The 22,070-nt window shown below is 72.2% G+C and carries 1 protein-coding gene; it reads right to left on the bottom strand.

The window, feature by feature from the left end:
* A complete protein-coding gene (locus ACXKR8_RS04255; protein ID WP_462100322.1) occupies positions 1-22,065 on the bottom strand; it encodes a non-ribosomal peptide synthase/polyketide synthase in 22,065 nt (7,354 codons plus the stop codon).
* Positions 22,066-22,070 lie beyond the last annotated feature (5 nt).

Raw genomic sequence — 22,070 nt, forward strand, 5'->3', positions numbered from 1 at the left:
TCAGCGGTCGGCGCGGCGCACCAGGGCGCGGAGCGCCAGGAACCAGGTCTCGGCGAGGTCCTGGACCGCCTCCTCGGACAGCACTCCGGAGGCGAAGGACCAGTGGGCGGCCAGCTCGGGCCCGTCCGGCCGGTCCTCGGTCAGGGCGTTGACGGTCAGGGCGTGCGACAGCGGCATGCCGGGGTCGCCGTCCAGATCCGCCGCGTCCCCCTCGGGGGCGTAGGACCAGTCGGTCGCCTCCGGGTGGCCGAAGCGGCCCATGTAGTTGAACTCGATCTGCGGCGGGCTGAACCGGGCCAGCCGGGGGCCGGTCACCGGGTTGAGGTGCCGCAGCAGCCCGTGGCCGATCCCGCCCGCGGGCAGGGCGTCCAGGTGCTGCCTGATCCTGGCCAGCGCCTCATCCAGAGCCGGGCCGCCGGCCAGCGCGTCCGCAAGATCGACCGGGCCCGGGTCCAGCCGGACCGGGACGACGCTGGTGAACCAGCCGACGGTGCGGGACAGGTCGGCGTGACCGGCGAGTTCCTCCTCGCGGCCGTGGCCCTCCAGGTCGACCAGCACCGCGTTGCCCGGCGTTGTCTCCGGGGACCGGCGTCGGCGCCAGTCGGCGACGGCCAGTGCCAGCGCCGTCAGCAGGACGTCGTTGACGGTCGCCCCGAAGGCGGCCGGGACGCGGCTGAGCAGCGGTGCGGTGACGGCAGCGGGGAGGGTGAGGGTCAGCTGCCGTTCGGTGGCCACCACGTCCAGGGCCGGATCGAGGGCCCGCCGCACCGGGATCGGGTCGCCGCCGTCCAGGACCGAGGTCCACAGCGGCAGCTCGTCCTCGCGGGCGGGCTCGGTGGCCTGGGCGGCGAGCAGCTCCGCCCAGCGGCGGAAGGACAGCTCGACGGGGGCCAGCGCGATGGTCCGACCCGCCGTCAGATCCGCCCAGGCGGATTCGAGGTCGGGCAGCAGGATGCGCCAGGAGACCCCGTCCACGACCAGATGATGGATCATCAGCAGCAGCCGCCCAGGGGCAGCCTGCCCGGCGTCGAACCAGACCGCCTGCACCATGCGGCCCGCCTCCGGATCGAGCCGGGCTTGTGCCGCCTCGGCCTGTTCGGCGATGGTCGCGTGGAGCGCAGCCGCGTCGGCGCCGGCGATGTCGACCGTGCGCAGCCAGGAGGCCGCGTCCACCGCGCCGGGTGCGGGGACGTTCAACCACCACAGTTCCTCGCTGCCGCCGGAGCAGCAGTCGGCGGGGATCCGCTCCAGGGTGGCCCGGAGCATGTCGTGCTGGTCGGCCAGTGCCTGAAGCAGCGTCAGCAGCCGGGTGTGGTCGAGTTCGGCGGGCGTCTGCAGCAGGGCGACCTGATGGTAGGCCCGCATCGGACCGCCGAGTTCGCGCAGCGCATGCATGATCGGGGTGACCGAGATCAGGCCGGTGCCGGTGTCGTGGATACGACCGTCCCCGGAGCCTGAGCCCACCGGAGCCAGCACGGCGATGTCGGCCAAGGCCGCGACCGTGCGGTGCTGGAAGACCTGGCGCGGGGTGATCCGCAGACCCGCCGCCCTTGCCCGGCTGACCAGTTGCATGGCGACGATGCTGTCCCCGCCGAGGGCGAAGAAGTCGTCCTCGGCGCCGGTGCCGGGCAGGCCGAGCACCTCGGCGAAGAGGTCGCAGAGCGCCTGCTCGCGCTCGTTCGCGGGCGGGCGGCTCGCGGTGGCCGTGGCGAAGTCGGGAACCGGGAGCGCCCTGCGGTTGAGCTTGCCGTTGGACAGCAGCGGCAGCGCGTCCAGCACCACGACCGCGGCCGGGACCATGTAGTCGGGCAGGGCGGAGGCCGCCAGCGCCCTCAGCGCGGACGGCTCCGGCATCGGCACACCCTCGGCCGGAACGGCGTAGGCGACCAACTGCTTGACCCGGGGCCGGTCCTCGCGGGCCAGCACCACCACCTGGGCGACGGCCTCGTGCCGGGCCAGCACCGCCTCGATCTCGGCGAGTTCGATCCGGAAGCCGCGGATCTTCACCTGGTCGTCGGCGCGGCCGAGGAAGTCCAGCTGCCCGTCCTCGGTCCAGCGGGCCAGGTCTCCGCTGCGATACATCCGGGCACCAGGGGCGCCGAACAGATGGCCGTACGGGTCGGCGACAAACCGCTCGGCGGTCAGGTCGGTCCGGCCCAGGTAGCCGCGGGCCAGCCCCGCACCGGCCAGGTAGAGCTCACCGGTGGTGCCCGGCGGGACCGGGCGCAGCGCGGCGTCCAGGACATAGGCCCGGGTGTTGCCGACCGGACGGCCGACCAGCGGACCCGGGCCGGCGCCGATCCGCGCGACCAGGGCGTCCACGGTGGCCTCGGTGGGGCCGTAGAGGTTGTAGGCATCGGTGGTGGGGAGAGCGGACAGCTGCCGCCACAGCGCGTCCGGTACCGCCTCGCCGCCGACACCGACCGCCGCGAGCGGGCAGTCGCCGTCCTCGATCAGGCCGCTGTCGATCATCTGCGCCAGGAAGGACGGGGTGACCTCGATGAAGTCCAGGCCCTGGGCCCGGATCGCGGCGGCGGTCAGCTCGGGGTCGCGGCGGGTCTCCTCGTCCAGGATGTGCAGGGCGTGGCCGTCCAGCAGCCAGAGCTGTGGCTGCCAGGAGGCGTCGAAGGAGAACGACCAGGCGTGGCCGACCCGCAGATGGCGGCGGGCCGTGCGGCGCTTGGCGGGGTCGTGCAGGCTGCGGCGGTGGCTGTGGAAGAGATTCACCACGCTGGCGTGGCAGACCACCACACCCTTGGGGCGGCCCGTCGATCCGGAGGTGTGGATGACATAGGCGGGGTGCAGCGGGTCAGGACCGGTGGCGAGGTTCTCGCCGGACTGCTCGGCGAGCAGCTGCGTCGTCTTCGGGGCGTCGAGCAGCAGCAACCGCGTCCCGGTGTCGGGAAGCCCCGCGGCCAGCGCCTCGGTGCTGAGGATCAGCAGCGGTTCGGCGTCCTCGACCAGGGCCAGCACCCGCTCGTGCGGCAGCTCGGCGTCGATCGGAAGGTAGGCCGCGCCCGCCTTCAGCACCGCGAGAAGGGCGAGCAGATGGTCGGCCGATCGGGGCAAAAGCAGGGCGACGATCCGCTCCGGCCCCGCGCCCTGCCCGACCAGCAGCCGGGCGAGCCGGTTGGCACGCTCATTCAGCTCGGCAAAGGTCCAGCTCACCCGGCCGGAGACGACGGCCATCGCGTCCGGGGCTTCGGCGGTTTGCGCCTCGAAGAGCGCGGGGACGGTGCTGGGGCTGTGGGGCAGAGCGGTGTCGTTCCAGGTCTCCAGGACGGTGTGACGGTCGGTGTCGGTGAGGGTGTCGAGTCGGCCGAGCGGCTGGGCCGGGTCGGCCGCCATCGCCTCGAACAGGGTGACCATGGAGCCGGCCATCCGCTCCGCTGTGGCCCGGTCGAACAGGTCAGGCCGGTACTCGGCGGTGAGGGTCAGCCGCTCATCCGGCTCGACGGCCCAGGTGAAGGGGTAGTGGGTGGAGTCCTGGTGGTCCCGCACGGTCGTCCGCAGACCGGACCCGGCACCGAGGGCCGGGCCCTCGGCGTCGGGGTAGGACTCGAAGACGATCAGCGTGTCGAACAGCTCACCCAGCCCGGCCCGCCGCTGGATGTCGGCCAGGCCGACCTGCTGATGGGGCATCAGTTGGGACTGCTCGTCCTGCAACCGGTCCAGGAAGGCCGCCAGCGGTTCGCGCTGGTCGAGTCGGACCCGGACCGGGACGGTGTTGATGAACAGTCCGATCATCGACTCGGAGCCCGCCAGCTCCGGCGGCCGCCCGGCGACGGTCGCGCCGAAGACCACGTCGTCACGGCCGGTCAGCCGGGACAGCAGAATGCTCCAGGCCGCCTGGACCAGGGTGTTGACGGTCAGTCCGCGCGTCCGGGCCAGTGCCGTCAGGGCGGCGGTGAGCTCCGGGGTGAGCCGGACGGTGTGGGTGGCGGGCAGGACGGGGGTCCGGTTGGGGTCGGCGGGCGCGAGGTGGGTGGGGCCCTCCAACGCGTCAAGGGCCTGGGTCCAGGCGGCGGCGGAGGCCTCAGCGTCCTGCTGGGCCAGCCAGGCGAGGTAGTCCCGGTAGGGAATCGGCGGAGCCGTCTCGCCGGTGGGCGACTCATACAGCTCGGAGAGTTCGCGCATCAGCTGCGGCAGCGACCAGCCGTCCAGCAGCAGGTGCTGGTGGGACAGCGCCAGCCGGTGCTGCTGCGGGCCGGTGCGGACCAGCAGCAGCCGCAGCAGCGGGGGCTGCGCCGGGTCGAAGCGGCGGCGCTCCTGAGTAAGCACCTCGGTCCAGCGGGCTTCCAGGGCGATCGGTGACAGGTCGGCGAGGTCCAGCTGCCGCCAGGGCAGCTGGACCGTGCGCGGGACCACGGCCACCGGGCGGCCCGAGGCCAGGTAGCGGAAGCCGGCCCGGAGGTTGGCATGGCGGTCCAGCAGCGCCTGACCGGCCGCGCGCAGCCGCTCGGCGTCCAGCGGGCCCTCCAGGTCGTGGGACACCTGGACGGTGTAGACGTCGGGACCCTCGGACGCGGGGCCTTCAGCTGCGGGGTCGAAGGAGGCGGAGTCGAAGGAGGCGTGGAACAGCAGGCCCGCCTGAAGCGGCGTCAGCGGCAGCGCCTCGGCTGCGTCCCAGGTCACCAGCTCGGCGGTTTCGTCGTCGCTGAGGGCGAGCAGCAGGGCGGCGGTCGGGGCCTGGACGGCCACGGCGGGTTCACCAGCGACGGCGGCCAACCCGGCCGGGGTCTTGTGCCGGAAGACATCGCGGGGGCTGATCGCCAGACCGGCCGCGCGGGCACGGCCGACCAGCTGCATGGCGACGATGCTGTCGCCGCCCAGGGTGAAGAAGTCGTCCGCGGCACCGACCCGATCCAGGTTCAGCACCTCGGCGAACAGCCCGCAGAACAGCTCCTCGCGCGGGGTGCGCGGGGCGGTGTCGGTCACCTCGGCCGCGAAGTCCGGCGCGGGGAGAGCACGTCGGTCGAGCTTGCCGTTCGGGGTGAGCGGCAGCGTGGCGAGCGCGATGAAGGCGGCCGGGACCATGTGCTCGGGCAGGGCAGCGGCGGCGTGGGCGCGCAGTTCCGTCGCGTTCGGGGCCTGGCGGCCTGTGGGCGGGACGACATAGCCGACCAGCCGCTGCTCGCGGACCACCACGGCGCAGTGGGCGACGTCCGGGTGCTGGGACAGCACGGCCTCGATCTCGCCGGGCTCGACCCGGAACCCACGGATCTTCACCTGGTCGTCGACCCGGCCGAGGTACTCCAACTCGCCGGTGTGATTCCAGCGGGCCAGGTCCCCGGTGCGATACATCCGCGTCCCTGGCTCGCCGAAGGGGTCGGCGACGAAGCGCTCGGCGGTCAGGCCCGGGCGGTTGAGGTAGCCGCGGGCCAGCTGGACTCCGGCCAGGTGCAGCTCACCGGCGACGCCGGGCGGGACCGGGCGCAGCGCGGCGTCCAGGACGTAGGCGCGGGTGTTCCAGACCGGTCGGCCGATCGGGACGCTCTCGGCGCCCGGGCGGATCTGGGCGGCCGTCACATCCACCGAGGCCTCGGTGGGGCCGTAGAGGTTGTGCAGCTCGGCGGACAGCAGCGTGCTGTGGAAGCGGGCGGCGAGGGCGGCGGGCAGCGCCTCCCCGCTGCACAGCACCCGGCGCAACCCCGTGCACTCGGCGGCGGCGGGCTCGTCCAGGAAGGCGGCCAGCATGGACGGGACGAAGTGCAGCGTGGTCACGTCCTCGGCCTGGATCAGCTCGGCCAGGTAGGCCGGGTCCTGGTGGCCCCCGGGCTTGGCCAGGACCAGAGCGGCCCCGGTGATCAGCGGCCAGAAGAACTCCCACACCGACACGTCGAAGCTGGACGGGGTCTTCTGCAGCACCCGGTCCTCGGCGGTGAGGGGATACTGCTCCTGCATCCAGAGCAGCCGGTTGACGATGGCCCGCTGCGGGACCACCACGCCCTTGGGCTGTCCGGTGGAGCCCGAGGTGTAGAGCACATAGGCGGGGTGGCGCGGGTCTTGGCGCGCCGGAAGCTCGCCCTCCGGCCCTTCCGGGAGCCCGTCCTGAATGACCGTCACCGGACGGGTGTCGGCGAGCATGAAGGCCGTTCGGTCCGCCGGGTAGTCGGGGTCGAGCGGCAGGTAGGCAGCACCGGTGCGGTGCACCGCCAGCAGGGCGACCACCAGCTCGACCGAGCGCGGCAGGGCAACCCCTACGGTGCGCTCCGGCGCGGCCCCGAGACCGGCCAGGACACGTGCGGTGCGCTCGACCCGGCTGTCCAGCTCGGCATAGCTGAGCCGCTGCTCGCCGAGGACCAGCGCCAGGGCGCCAGGAGTGCGGGCGGCCTGGGCCCGGAACAGCTCCGGCAGGGTGGTCGGGGTGACCGTGCGGGCGGTGTCGTTCCAGGTGGTGACGACCTGCTCGTACTCGTCGGCGTCGAGCAGTTCCAGCTCGCGCACGGGACGGGTCGGGTCGGCGGCGACCTGCTCCAGCAGCAGTCGCAGGCGGTCGGCCAGCTGTTCCACCGTGCGCTGGTCGAAGAGGTCGGCGCTGTACTCGATCCAGGCCTGGATGCCGCCACCGACACCCTGCTCGATGAAGTCGAAGCTGAGGTCGAACTTGGCGGTGTCCTGGCCCAGCGGTTCCGGGCGGGCGGCCAGACCGGGCAGGTCGGGTGCCTCCGAGGCACCGGCCAGATGGACCACCATCACCTGGAACAGCGGGTGCCGGGCCAGCGAGCGGGTCGGGTTGACCGCCTCCACCAGCTGCTCGAAGGGCAGGTCCTGGTGCTCGTAGGCGGCCAGATCGGTCTCCCTGACCCTGGCCAGCAGTTCGGCGAAACTGGGCGCACCGGACAGGTCGGTGCGCAGCACCAGGGAGTTGACGAAGAAGCCGACCAGGTTCTCCAGGCCCTCGTCAGTACGACCGGAGACGGGCGCGCCGAGGGGGATGTCCTCCCCCGCGCCGAGCCGGTGCAGCAGGGTGGCCACGGCCGCCTGCAGCACCATGAACATGCTGGAGCCGTGCTCACGGGCGAGCGTGCGCAGGGCGCCCTCCAGCGGCGGATCGAGGGTCAGCCCGACCGCCCCACCGCGGTGGCTGCTCTCCTGCGGACGCGGCCGGTCGTAGGGCAGCGCGAGCTCCTCCGGCAGTCCGGCCAAGGCCTGCTGCCAGTAGCCGAGTTGGCGGGCCTGAAAGCTCGTCGGGTCAGCAGGGTCACCGAGCAGATCACGGTGCCAGAGGGTGTAGTCGGCGTACTGCACCGGCAGCGGCTGCCAGTTGGCCGTACGGCCCTCGGTCCTGGCCCGGTAGGCGGTGGCCAGATCACGCCACAGTGGCTGATCTGACCATTCGTCACCAGCGATGTGATGGATCGTCAGCAGGAGCACATGCTGGTCCGGCATCAGCTCGAACACCCGCGCCCGGAGCGGGGGTTCGCGGTCGATGGCGAAACCCTCGGCCACTGCCTCGGCCAGCCGCGCGGGCAGTTGCTGCTCGGTGGTGCGCTCGGTGCGGGTGAGGGTGCCGAGCTGGTCCGGGGCCAGGATCTGCTGGTACGGGCGACCCTCCAGGTCCGGGAAGACGGTGCGCAGGCTCTCATGACGGATCGCCAGATCCTGCACGGCCGCCGCCAGGGCGTCCAGGTCCAGCGGTCCGGAAAGGCGCCAGGCCAGCGGGATGGTGTAGTTGGCGCCCGGCCCCTCCAACTGGCGCAGAACCCAAAGGCGTTGCTGGGCGTAGGACAGCGGAAGCGGTTCGGGTCGGTCCCTGGGCGCCAGCGCAGGCCGCTGTTCGCCGTCCGACGACCCACCACTGCGCAACAGCTCGGCGAGCCGGGCCGGGGTGGGCGCCTCGAAGACCGCGCGCAGGGCGACGTCGGTACCCAGGGTGGTACGGATGCGGCTGACCAGGCGCATGGCCAGCAGCGAGTGCCCGCCGAGAGCGAAGAAGTCGTCGTCGACCCCCGCCTGCCCGACCCCCAGCACCGCGGCGAACAGCTCGCAGAGGATCTCCTCGCGGGCGTCGCGGGGCCGACGTCCGGATGCGGTGGACGCGAGGTCGGGTGCGGGCAGCGCCTGCCGGTCCAGCTTGCCGGCGACGGAGCGCGGCAGGGCAGGCAGCCCAACAAAGGCAGACGGGACCATGTGTGCGGGCAGAGCCGCCGTCAGCTGCGCGCGCAACACGGCCGGGTCGTTGTTGTGTCCGACGGCGGGGACGGTGTAGGCGACAAGTCGGCGAGCGCCCGGGGTGTCCTCGCGGATCACCACGGCTGCCTGTGCGACCTGCGGAATTGCCTGCAACGCGGATTCGATCTCACCGAGCTCGATCCGGAAGCCACGCAGCTTGACCTGGTCGTCGGCCCGGCCGAGGAAGTCCAGAGTCCCGTCCGCGCGGCGACGGACCAGATCCCCGGTGCGATACATCCGGGCTCCGGGCGCGCCGAACGGGTCGGCGGTGAACCGCTCGGCGGTCAACCCGGCCCGGTTGAGGTAGCCGCGGGCCAGCCCGGCCCCGGACAGATACAGCTCACCGGGGACGCCGACCGGAACCGGCTGCAGCGTCACGTCCAGGACGTGGGCGCGGGTGTTGGCCAGCGGGGCTGCCCAGGTGTCGCTGCCAGGATGCGGGCTGTGCCAGCCGTAGGCGTCGACGGCGCACTCGGTCGGCCCGTACAGGTCGTGCACCGCCGTGCCGGGCAGCGCGCAGAGCCGCTCCCACAGCGCGTCAGGGGTGGCCTCGCCGCCCACCGCGAGGGTGGACGGACGGTAGCGGTCGGCGTCCAGGAAGCCGACGTGGACCAATTCCTGGAGGTAGGTCGGAGTGAGGTCGAGGAAGTCGATCCGCTGGTCGGCCAGCAGGGCCAACAGCGCGGCCGGGTCGGCCATGGTGGCCTCGGACACGACATGCAGCTCGTGCCCGGCCAGCAGCCAGAGCAGCGGCTCCCAGGAGCCGTCGAAGCTGAACGAGGCGGCGTGGACGGCGCGCAGCGTGTCCCGTCCGGCGGCCAGGCGGGCCGGTTCGATCAGGTCCTCGAAGTGCGCGGCGAACAGATTGCTCAGGCCTTGGTGGGTGCCGACCACGCCCTTGGGGCGGCCGGTAGAGCCGGAGGTGTGGATGACATACGCGGCAGTCGCGGGCGATGGTGCCTCAACCGGCCCGGTCCCGGTCCCGACCTCGCTGCGCAACTCGTCGAGCAGCAGGGTCTCAGGCCGCCCGGTCGGCAGCTTCGAGGCAAGCGCCGCCGTGCTGAGCACCAGCTCCGGCGCCGCGTCCTCGAGCAGGTACTCCAGCCGCTCGGCCGGGTAGGCCGGGTCCAGCGGCAGGTAAGCCGCTCCTGCGGCGAGCACGCCGAAGATGGCCGGCACCGTCTCAGCCCGGGGCAGGGCCAGCGCGACCACGCTCTCAGCGCCGATCCCGCGTCCACGCAGCAGCCCAGCGATCTGATCCACCCGGGCGGACAGTTCACCGAAGGTCAGCCGTCCGGTGTCGGTGACCAGCGCCACCTGATCGGCCCTGGTCCTGGCGGCCTCGGCGAACAGCTCCGGCACGGTACGCGGCTCCAGCGTCCTCGCGGTGTCGTTCCAGGCGCCGAGCGAGTCCCGCCGCTCCGCGTCGGTCAGCACCGGGATCCGGCCGATCGGCCGCTCCGGGTCCGCAGCCAGGGCAACCAGCAGGCTCACAGCACGCTGGACCAGCGCCTCGGCGGTCGATCGGTCGGCCAGATCGGTGGCGTACTCCAGCAGCAGAGTGACCCGGTTCTCGGCGGTGTGGTCGACAAAGGTGAAGTCCAGGTCGAACTTTGCCGCGCCGAACCGTGTCGGCCACCACTCGGTGGGCAGGCCCAGCACCTGCGGGTCACCGTCAGGGCGGTGGTGATAGCCCGTCATCACCTGAAACAGCGGATTGCGGCCTAGAAGCCGAGGCGGGTTGACGGCCTCCACCACCCGGTCGAAGGGCAGGTCCTGGTGCTCGAACGCGGCCAGGTCGGTCTCCCTGACTCGGGCCAGCAGCTCGGTGAAACTGGGGTCGCCCGACAGGTCGGTCCGCAGCACCAGGGTGTTGACGAAGAAACCGACCAGATCGTCCAGAGCGCTGTCGGTACGCCCGGCGATCGGGGCACCGAGGGGGATGTCCTCCCCAGCCCCCAGCCGGTGCAGTAGAGCGGCGACCGCGGCCTGGAACAGCATGAACATGCTGGTGCCGGTACGGGCGGCCAGCGCGCGCAGCGCGACGGCGGTCTCGGTCGGCAGTTCGGTCCGAACCACCTCGCCGAGGCCCGTGGGCTCGCTCGGCCTCGGTCGGTCCAGCGGCAGCGGGATTTCCTCCGGCAGCCCGGCCAGCGCGCCGGTCCAGAAGTCGAGCTGCCGGGTGCCCTCGGCACCGGCGAGCAGTGTCCGCTGCCAGAGGGTGTAGTCGGCGTACTGCACCAGCAGCGGCTGCCACGGCAGCTCCTGATGCTCTGTCAGAGCACGGTAGGCGGTGGCCAGGTCGGCGAGGAACGGGCGGTCCGACCACTCGTCGGTGCTGATGTGGTGCAGCACGATCGCTACCACATGATCGTCGTCGCCGACCCGCAGCACCTCGGCCCGCAGCGGGAGATCCTCGGTCAGATCGAAGGGGCGGGCGACGGTGGCGTCGATGCGGGCCGACAGCTCCTGCTCCGGGCAGTCTGCCACCGAGAACTGGGGCTCAGCCACGGGCAGGATCACCTGGTACGGCTCGCCGTCCTCCTCGGCGACCAGCGTGCGCAGGGCCTCGTGACGGTCTGTCACCGCGCCCAGCGCCCGCTGCAAAGAGTGGGTATCCAGCTCGCCGCGCAGTCGGAAGACCAGCGGGAAGTGGTAGGCGTCGCCGCTGTCCAGCCGTTCGGCCAGCCACAGCCGACGCTGCGCCGGGGAGAGCGGGATGTGCTCCGGGCGATCAGCGGTCCGCTCCAGCGCGAGGCGGGCGGTCCGGGCCGTGGTGCCCGCCCTCTCGGCCAGGAGGGCCGGCGTCGGCGCCTCGAACAGGTCACGGATCGCCAGCTCGGCCCCGAGCTCGGTCCTGGCCCGGCTGACCAGCCGGGTGGCGAGCAGGGAGTGGCCACCCAAGTCGAAGAAGCTGTCCTCCGCACCAACAGCCCCCGGCAGGCCCAACACCTCGGCAAAGAGTCGGCAGAGAAGGTCCTCCTGCGGGGTCTGCGGTCCCCGGCCGCTGCGCAGAGCCGCTGCGGGCTCGGGGTCGGGCAGGGCACGGAGGTCCAGCTTGCCGTTGTCGGTCATCGGCAGCTGGTCGAGGGTGACGAACGCGGCCGGGACCATGTAGTCGGGCAGTCGCTGCCGAAGATCCTCGCGCAGTTGCCGCACCAGGCCATCCGCGCTGCGGGCAGCTGCGGGGTTGTTGGCGAGTCGGACAGCGGCCCCGCTGGGGCGATAGAGACCGGTGCAGTCCGCGACGTCGCCCCGAACGAACACCGCCTCGCAGGAGCCGAGTTCGGCGGACCAGGTGGTCAACACTCGGTAGCCGAGGGATGCTCCCAGCGCGTGCAGTGTCTCCGGGTCCACTCCCCCGGCCTCAACTCGTGCACTGTGGCTGGCATCCAGGACTCGCAGGCCCGCCAACTCCCCGGCGATCCGGGCGTCCGGGATTCCGGTCACCCGCAGCCGCTCGGGGCTGCGCTCGCGCAACTGCTGCTCCAACGAGTCGGACCAGGCCAGCTCCGGCACGTCCGACAGATCATCCAGCGCTCGCCCGTCCCGATAGAGCACGGCGTCGTAGCGGTGCCGGGTCAGCTCGTTGTGGTGCTGTCCGCGCTTGGTGCGCAGGTCGACGTCGAAGCCAAGGGTGCTGAAGTAGTCCGGGTCGACCAGCAGTTCCTTCTCCAGCCGCAACGCCCGCTCCGCAGCCCGGCACAGCGCCCCCGGCTCAGCCCCATCCCCCGCTCGCGCTGCCTGGACAGCGGTGTGGAAGGCGCGCGCCAGCCGTAGGTTGCGCACATCGCCGACGAACAGCGCCCCGCCCGGCGCCAGCAGCTCCATGGCCCCCCGGATCACCTCGGTCAGATGGTCAAGGCTCGGGAAGTACTGCACCACCGAGTTGATGACCACCGTGTCGAAGAAGCCGCTTGGCAGCCCCTCCGTGCTCTGGGCCGGCTGGCAGCGCAGAGTGACCCTCTCTGCCAACTCCGGTTCCCTCAGCAGCTCCTGACCCAGCTTGCGAATCACCGGCGCAGCGAAGTCCGTAGCCCAGTACGCCTCAGCGCCGGGGGCCAACCGCGCCAGCAACAGCCCCGACCCGACGCCGATCTCCAGGATCCGGCGGGGTCGCAACTCGCCGATCCGGGCCACGGTCTGCTCGCGCCACTCGCTCATCTGCTCGAACGGGATGGGCCGCCCGTCATAGCTGCTGTCCCAGCCCGCGAAGTCCTCGGTGAAGACGGCGGTGTCGATCTGCTCGTACTCCTCGGAGTAGACCTCCTGCCATTCCCCGATCTGCGCCGCCTCCGCCGACTCCCTTGACGCGTCCGAGAGTTCGCCGGGCACGACATAGCCGATCAGCCGGCTGGTGCCAGGGCTTGACGGGTCCTCTCGAGCGATCACCGCGGCCTGGGCGACCCGGGGGTGCCGGGTGAGCGCGGTCTCGATCTCGCCCAGTTCCACCCGGTAGCCGCGGATCTTGACCTGGTCGTCGGTGCGGCCGAGGAAGTCCAGGTTGCCGTCCACGCGGCGGCGCACCAGGTCCCCCGTGCGATACATCCGTTCCCCGGCCTCACCGAAGGGGTCCGCCACGAACCGTTCGGCGGTCACGCCCGGCCGGTTGAGGTAGCCACGGGCCAAGCCGATGCCCGCGATGTAGAGCTCGCCGGGGACGCCGTCAGCGACCGGACGCAGCCAGCCGTCCAGGATGTGGGCCCGGGTGCCCCGGATCGGACGGCCCACGGTCGGCGTGGCGCTGTCGTCGGTGCCGCCGCCGAGGGTGTTGATGGTGTACTCGGTCGGGCCGTAGAGGTTGTAGCCGTACGTCCCCTCGGTGTCGCGGAGCCGGTTCCAGACCGCCTCGGAGACCGCCTCGCCGCCGAGCAGCACAAGCGGCGGCCGGTGGGGGCCGCCCAGCAGCCCCTGCTCGATCAGCAGCTGCGCGTAAGTGGGGGTGACATTGACGACGTCGATGCGGTGCGTCCCGCAGTAGCGGACCAGGGCCTCGGCGTCGCGTCGCAGCTCCTCGTCGCAGATGTGCACCTGGTGGCCCTCGACCAGCCAGAGCAGTTCTTCCCAGGACATGTCGAAGGCGAAGGCGAAGGAGACGGTGTGCGCGATCCGCAGCCGCCGGCCGCCGGCCGAGGCGACGGCCGGGTCGAAGATCTCCCGCTGGTGGTTGAGCTGCATATTGGTCAGCCCGCGATACGGCGTGACCACGCCCTTGGGCCGCCCGGTGGAGCCGGAGGTGTAGATGACGTAGGCGGGATGCTCCAGGCTGAACCGGGGGCGTTCGGCCTCGGTGATCGGCCCGTCGCTGATCGGCCCGTCGCTGATCGGCCCCTCGGGGAAGGCGGCGAGATCGGCGCCGTCCAGCAGCAGCCGGGTGGTGGCGGGGGCCGCGTCGGTCAGCCGCGACGCGACGACGCCGGTGGTCAGCAGCAGCGTCGGCTCGGCGTCGGCGAGGATCAGCGCCAGCCGGTCGTCCGGGTAGTCCAGCTCCAGCGGCAGATAGGCCGCCCCGGTGCGCAGCACGGCGAACAGCGCCACCACCGTGTCAACCGAGCGGCGGAGGGCGATCGCGACGATCCGCTCCGGGCCCGCGCCGTGCGCCAGCAGCAGCCGAGCGGTTCGGTTGATCCTGGCGTCGAGTTCGGCATAGCTGACGCTCTGTCCGCCGAAGACCAGCGCGGTGGCCTCCGGGGTGCGGGCGGCCTGTGTGGCGAGCAGGTCGGCGACGGTCAGATCAGGCGCGGGCACCCGGCTGGCTGCCGTCTGCTGTCGTAGGGCGTCCTGCTCGGCGGGCAGCAGCGGGTCGAGGCTGCCGATGGACGCGGACAGGTCCTGGGTCAGCCGGTCCAGCAGCAGGGTGAACCGGTCCAGCAGCGCCTGGGCAGCCGGAGCAGGGACGGCGTCGGGCCGGTGGGCCAGGGTGACCCGGATCCGCTCCCCCGGCGTCACAATGAGGTTGACCGGGTAGTGGGTGGCGTCGACATTGGCCACGGCGATCGCGCCATGACGGTTCCTCAGCTCGGCGAGCCGGTCCTCGGTGTCGTTGTCGCGCAGCACGAAGAGGGTGTCGAACAGCCGGCGGTGGCCGGTCTCGGCCTGCAGCACGCCCAGGCTCAGATACTCGTGCGGCATCAGCGCCAGCCGCTGCTCCTGGACCCGGCGCAGCAGGTCCAGCACCGGCTCGGCCGGGTCGAAGGCGATCCGGGCCGGGACGGTGTTCAGGAACATGCCGATGACGTGCTCGACGTCCGGCACCTCGCTGGGCCGTCCGGCGACGGTGGTGCCGAAGACCACGTCGGTGCGCCCGGTGGCGCTGGCCAGGGTCAGGCCCCAGGCGGCGTTGAGCAGCGTGTTGAGAGTCAGGCCATGTCGGCGCGCCGTGTCGCGCAGCCGGGTGCCGAGGGCGGCGGGGAGCAGGGTCTCCAGGTTCTCCGGGATGTCCGGCTCAAGCCCCTGGTCGGCGGCGGCCAGCAGGGTGGGCTCGTCCAGTCCGGCCAGCGCGGTGCGCCAGGCGCGGGTGGCCTCGTCGCTGTCCTGGGCCTCCAGCCAGGTCAGATAGTCACGGTAGGAGCCCGCACGGGGCAGTTCCCGGTCGTCCCCGCCGCTGCTGTAGAGAGCGAACAACTGGTTCAGGAACAGCCAGGCCGACCACCCGTCCCAGAGCAGCAGGTGACGGCCGATCACCAGCCGGTCCCCCCGCTCGCCGCCGAGTCGCAGCAACAGCAGCCGGAACAGCGGGGGGCGTGCCAGGTCGAAGCGGCGGTCCCGCTCCTCGTCCAGCAGCTGGCGCAGCCGGGTGGCCTGCTCGGCGGCGGGCAGGTCGGAGAGGTCCACCACGTCCAGCGGGACCCCGGGGTCGGCGGCGATGAACTGCACCGGTTGCCGCAGCCCCGCGCTGGTGAACCCGGCCCGCAGGCTGGGGTTGCGGGCCATCAGCGCCCCGGCCGCGGTACGCAGCCGGTCGGCGTCCAGCCCGGCGGGGAAGTCGAAGGACTCATGGACGGTGTAGACGTCCAGGCCGGTGTTGTCATAGGTGGAGTGGAAGAACAGGCCTTCCTGCAGCGGTGCCAGCGGCCAGATGTCCGCCACCGGGCCCTGGCTGAGCCGGGTGACCTGCGCGGTCTCGGCCTCGGTCAGAGCGAAGGTGGAGCGCAGCGGCTCGCGGCTCTGGGCCGGAACGTCCGGGGCGGCCGCCGCTAGGGCGGCCGGGGTGCGGTGCTCAAAGACCTGTCGCGGGCTCAGCTCCAGACCTGCCCTGCGGGCCCGGCTGGAGACGCCGATGGAGCTGATGCTGTCGCCGCCGAGCAGGAAGAAGTCGTCGTCGGGGCCGACCTGGTCGAGCTTCAGCACGGCCGCGAAGATCTCGGTCAGGGCCTGCTCGCGCTCATTGCGCGGGGACCGGGCCTCGGCACGCGTCGCCTGCGTTGCGGGCAGCGCGGCCCGGTCCAGCTTGCCGCTCGGGGTCAGCGGCAGCGCGTCCAGTAGGACGTACGCCTCCGGCACCATGGCCGCGGGGAGCTTCTGGGCCAGGGCGGCCCTGAGTTCGGCGCCCGCCGGGTCGGCGGCATCCCTGGCCGGGACCACATAGGCGACCAGGGCCGACCCGCTGACGGTCACCGCGGCCTGGGCCACGGTCGGCTCTCCGACCAGGGCGGCCTCGATCTCGCCCAGCTCGATCCGGTTGCCGCGCAACTTGACCTGACGGTCGGTGCGGCCCAGGTACTCGACCGAGCCGTCCTCACGCCGACGCACCAGATCCCCGGTGCGATACATCCGGGTGCCGGGCGGGCCGAAGGGGTCGGCGGTGAAGCGCTCAGCGGTGAGGCCCGGCCGGGCGTGGTAGCCACGGGCCAGTTGCACGCCGGTCAGCCACAGCTCTCCTGGCACGCCCGCCGGGACCGGGCGCAGCCAGGCGTCCAGCACCCGCAGGCCGGTGTTCCACACCGGGCGTCCGATCGGCACGGCGGTGGCCGGCGAGCCGTCGTAGGTGTGGTGGGTGACGTCCACGGCGGCCTCGGTGGGGCCGTAGAGGTTGTGCAGCGGGACCTGCGTGAGAGCGTGCCAACGCGCGGCGGCCGGGCCGGGGAGGGCCTCGCCGCTGCTGAAGACCCGGCGCAGGGTGGACGCCCAGCCAGGGTCGGCGGTGATCTCGTCCACTTGCAGGAAGGCTTCCAGCATGGACGGGACGAAGTGCAGGGTGGTGATGCCGCGCTCGCGGACAAGTTGCGCCAGGTAGGCGGGGTCGCGGTGGCCGTCGGGCTTGGCCAGAACAACGGCTGCGCCCTCGCACAGCGGCCAGAAGAACTCCCAGACGCTGACGTCGAAGCTGGACGGGGTCTTCTGCAACACCCGGTCGTCGGCGCGGAGGCCGTACTCCCCTTGCATCCAGGCCAGCCGGTTGACGATGGCCCGGTGGGTGACCACGACGCCCTTGGGACGGCCGGTGGATCCGGAGGTGTAGATCAGGTAGGCGGGGTCGTCGGGGCCGGCGGCCAGAGCAGTAGTCGGCTTCGTCGGCCCGTCGTCGGTGGCGTCGTCCAGGACCAGCGGTGTCAGGCCCGGCATCGGCGGCAGCAGCGCGGCGTTGCCCGACGTCGTCACCACCGTGGCCGCGCCCGAGTCGGTGAGCATATGGGCCACCCGGTCCGCCGGGTAGTCCAGGTCGACCGGGAGATAAGCCGCGCCGGACTTGAGCACCCCGAGCAGCGCGACCACCAGCTCGGTCGAACGGGGTACGGCCACCGCGACGATCCGCTCGGGCCCGGCGCCCAGGGCCCGCAACCGCGCGGCCAGGGCCTCGGCCCGGGCGTCGAGCTCCCGGTAGTTGAGAGTCTCCGCGTCGTAGACGACCGCCGTGGCCTGCGGCGTCCGCACCGCCTGGGCCTCGAACGCACCGACCAGGGTCGTCTCGGTGACGTCGCGCTGCTCCCCGCTGGGGTGGACCCGCTCCTCGGCGGACAGCAAGTCGACGTCGGCGACCCGCTGCCGGGGGTCGGCGGCGACGGCTCGCAGCACCGTGGTCAGCCGGTCCGCGATGCGCTGGACGGTGGGCCGGTCCAGCCGCTGGGCGTGGTGCTTCAGCCGCAGGTCGAGCCGGCGGCCCGGCTTGACGATCAGAGCCAGCGGGTAGTGCACGGCGTCGTGGAACTCATGGCCAGTGATCCTGACCATGCCGGAGGGGTCGGCGAGGCCGGTCTCGGCCGGGTAGTTCTCGAACACAAGCAAGGTGTCGAAGAGCTCGCCGCTGCCTGCGGGTCCGGCCAGCCGCTGGATCTCGGACAGGCCGAGGTGCTGGTGCTCCAGCAGCTGCGTCTGCTGCTCCTGGACTCGGCCGAACAGCTCGGCCAGCGTGTCCGTGGGCTGCGCCCGTACCCGGGTCGGCAGGGTGTTGATGAACAGGCCGACCATCGACTCAATGCCATCGACCTGCGCGTCCCGACCCGAGACGGTGGTCCCGAAGACCACGTCCTGACGGCCGGTCAGCCGTCCGAGCAGCAGGCCCCAGGCACTCTGCACCACCGTGCCAGCCGTCACACCCATGTCTCTGGCCCGGGAGACGAGGCGGGCGGTCAGCTCCTCGGACAGCTCGACCCTGACCTGCCCCGGCTCCATCGGAGCATCGTCGGCCGGCGGTCCCACCAGCCGGGTCGGCTCGTCGAGCCCGGCGAGAGCACTGCTCCAGGCAGCACGGGCGCCGGTCCGGTCCGCGGTGGACAGCTGACGCAGATACGCGCCGTAGGGAGCGGGCTCGGGCAGCGCAGCCGGAGCATCTCCATAACTGGCCATCAACTCCCTGTGCAAGATCGGAAGTGACCATCCGTCAGCGATGATGTGATGGAACGTCAGTATCAGTCGGCTGTGGTCAGGGCCGAGCCGCACCAGCGCGCAGCGCAGCAGCGGCGGACGGGACAGGTCGAAGCGGGCCATCCGTTCGTCCGCGGCGACCGCGTCCGCGAGCGGCAACTGCACGGCGGCATCCTGGGCCGACAAGTCGATCTCGCGCCACGGCAGTTCCAGACCGGTGGCGATGAGCTGCACCGGGCTCCCGTCCGCGCGCTGGCGGAAGCAGGCGCGCAGCGGGGCGTGCCGGTCCAGCAGCCTCTGGGCGGCTCGGCGCATGGCTTCGCCGTCGACCGGGCCGCTGAGCTCCAGCACCTGCTGGACCACATAGGCGTCGCGATCGGCGCCGTCCACCAGCGAGTGGAAGAAGAAGCCCTGCTGCAACGGGCCGAGTGGCAGCAACTCCTGCACCTCGACGGGATGTTCACGCTGGAGTTCGGCAAGCTCGGCTGGCTCCAGCCGGATCAGCGGAGCATCATTGACAACCCCTGCCTCCCGGTCCGCGACTTGGGCCAGCGCTGCGACCGTGCGGTGCCGGAAGACATCCCTGGCGCTCAGCCGCAGCCCGGCCCTGCGGGCGGCTATCAGCAGCTGGATGGCGACGATGCTGTCGCCGCCCAGAGCGAAGAAGTCGTCGTCGATCGAGACGGCCTGCAGCCCCAGCGCCTCGGCGTAGAGCGCGCAGAGCAACTCCTCGCGGGCGTCGCGCGGCACCCGGCCGCTGCTGAGCGCCGCATAGTCGGGGGCCGGCAGCGCCGCCGCGTCCAGCTTGCCGCTCGGAGTCACCGGCAGCCGGTCCAGCGGGACCAGTGCGGACGGCACCATGTAGTCGGGCAGCCACTGGGCGGCATGCGAACGCAGGCTCTTCATCAGGGCGTTGACATCGCGGAACGGCGCCGGACAGTTGGCCCGCACGGTCTCGCCCGACGGACGGTACAGCTCACCGAGCGGCAGGTCGGGAGTTGCCAGGACCACATCGAGGCTGCCGTCGTCGGCGTGGCCGCTCCAGGTGACCGCGACCTGGTAGCCGTGCCGCGCACCGATCGCGTGCAGTTCCTCGGGGTCGGCGCAGGCCGCGGCGGCGGGACGGCTGCTGTCCCCGCAGGCGTCCAGCGCGGCCAGATCCTCGACCAGGCGGGCGTTGGGCACACCGGTGACCCGGAGCCGGCTCGGACGACCCGCCAGGTGCGCGTCCAGGGCCTCGACGCTGCCGAGGTCGGACCAGCGGACGTCCTCCTGGGTGGCGAAAGACGTAGCAGTGGCCCGCTTCCGCAGCACCACGTCGTAGCGGTAGCGGGTCAGCTCATTGTGGTGGTCGCCGCGCTTGACCCGGATGTCCGCATCGAACCCGTCGAGCGCGGTGAAGAAGTCGGGGTCGAGCAGTAGCTCGCCCTCCCAGGCCACGGACCGCTCGACGGCCGCGCTCAGCGCCGCCTTGTCCGCCGGATCGGCGGCGCGGCCGGTCTCGGCTGCGGCCCGCAGGCAGTGCAGCAGCCGCAGATTGCGGATGTCGCCGACGAACAGGCTGCCGCCGGGGGCGAGCAGTGCTCCGGCCGCGTCCAGCACCTCGGTCAGATACTCGGCGCTCGGGAAGTACTGCGCCACCGAGTTGAGCACGATGACATCGAACCGGCCCTGCGGCAGAGCGCTGGTGTCGTGGGCGGGCTGCGCCAGCAGCGTTACCCGGTCCGCCAGTTCCGGTACCGCCCCGACCTGGGCGCGAAGCGAGAGCACTGCTTCCTCGGAGAGGTCCGTGCCCCAGTACTCCTCGCAGCCGGGGGCGATCCTGGAGAGGATCAGCCCGCTGCCGACGCCGAGTTCCAGCACCCGGCGCGGTCGCAGTTCCTCGATCCTGGCGACGGTGGCGTCGCGCCACTCCCGCAGCTCGGCCACCGGGATCGGCAGGCCGTCATACATGCTGTTCCAGCCCGCGAAGTTCTCCTGGAAGCCCTCGGCACCGGCCGCCGCATAGAGCAGCTCGTGCAGTTCCTTCCATTCCTCGACCTGCTCGGCGGCCCCACCAGCAGCGCCTGCCTCCAGCGAGGGGACGACATAGGCGGTGAGCCTGCGGTCGCCGGGCCGGTCCTCGCGGACCACCACCGCCACCTGGTCCACGGCCGGGTGCGCGCGCAGCACCGACTCGACCTCGCCGGGTTCGATCCGGAAGCCGCGGATCTTCACCTGGGCGTCGGCCCGGCCGAGGAACTCCAGCCGCCCGTCCGCTTTCCAGCGCACCAGGTCGCCGGTGCGGTAGATCCGGGTCCCGGGGGCGCCGAAGGGGTCGGCGACAAAACGTTCGGCGGTCAGCGCGGGTCGGCCGAGGTAGCCGCGGGCCAGCCCGGCGCCGCCGAGGTAGAGCTCGCCGGTCGCCCCGACCGGGACCGGACCGAGCCGGTCGTCCAACACATATGCCCTGGTCCCGGGGTCGGGGACGCCGATGGGCACGATGGTTCCTGACGGGGTGTCCGGGTCGCAGAGTCCCAGCGTGGAGTTGGTGGTCGCCTCGGTCGGGCCATAGGCGTTGAACATCATCCGGCCCCGGGCGAAACGGCCGACCAGCTCGGGCGACACTCGCTCGGTCCCGGCCAACAGGGTCGCGGCGGGCGGCAGCAGCACGTCCTCCGGCATGGCGGCGAGCAGGGCAGGCGGCAGGATCATCAAAGTGATCCCATTGCCGTTCGCATAGTCGGCGAGCGGGCGGCCGGGCACCCGCAGCTCGGTCGGGACGACGACCAGCCTGCCGCCCGACAGCAGGCCCAGGCACAGGTCCCAGAACGCCACGTCGAAGCTGGGAGAGGCGAACTGCAGCACCCTGCTGTCCGGGCCGACGCCGAAGCGCTCGCTCTGGGTGGCCACCAGCTTGGCGACGCCTGCGTGGGACAGCACCACACCCTTGGGACGGCCGGTGGAACCGGAGGTGTAGATCACATAGGCCGCATGGTCGACCACCAGCGGGCCGCGGTCGGCCGCGGTCGGGTCATGGCTCGGGCCGGCCGTCAGCTCCGCCGCGACCTCCGGGGTGTCGAGCAGCAGCAACTCGATGTCGGCGTCGAGCCCAGCGCTCGTGTCAACGGTGGTGACCAGGCACAGCGGTGCGGCGTCGGCCAGCATGTAGGCGATGCGATCGGCCGGGTAGTCGGCGTCCACCGGGAGGTAGGCCGCGCCGGACTTCAGCACGGCGACCTCGGCGACGATCAGCTCGATCGAACGCGGCAGCGCCAGCGCCACCACCCGCTCGGGGCCGGCCCCACGGGCGATCAGGGCGTGCGCCAGCCGGTTGGCGCGCTCGTCCAGTTCGGCGTAGCTGAGCCGGGTGTCGGCGAAGACCAGGGCGACCGCGTCCGGGCGCTGGGCGACCTGCTCGGCGAACATCTCCGGCCAGGTCAGCGAGGGAACGTCGTGCTCGGTGTCGTTCCACTCCAGCAGCAGCCCCTGCCGCTCCTCGGCACCGAGCAGTTCCAGCTCGCCAACCGCTGTCTCCGGCCGGGCCACCGCATCGGCGAGCAGCCGGGCGTAGTGCGCCAGCATCCGCTCGGCGGTCGCGGCCTCAAACAGGTCGGAGTTGTAACTGAGCCGCAGCTCGCCTTCCGCCACCTGCACCAGCAGATCAACCGGCCCGCTGCACCCGTCACCGCTGCACCCGTCACCGAAAGCGGTGTTGAAGAACAGCCCGCCACCCCGCAGGGGCTCAGGACCCAGCTCGGCCGCCAGCGCGACCAGCGGGATCCGGTGCGCCAGCGCCTCCGCTCGGGCCGTGCCGACCCGGCGCACCAGCTCCTCGAAGCTCGTCCCACCGTCCAGCTCGACCATCACCGGCAGATCCTGGTAACCGACGGTGATGTCCTGCGCGCCGCCGTAGCGGTGCAGCAGGGCGATCTGGCCGGCCAGCAGCTCGTTTGCGTCCGTCGTCGCCGCGAACGGGCGGCCGCACGTCTCCCGGTCCCCGGAGGGCAGCAACGGGTAGGGGCGGTCGACCGGCAGTGCCGTCTCCTGCGGGAGCGGAGCGAGCCGTCGACGCCAGTACGCCGTCACTTCTTCGTTAGCGGACACAGTTG

The sequence above is a fragment of the Streptacidiphilus sp. PAMC 29251 genome, assembly GCF_054208735.2.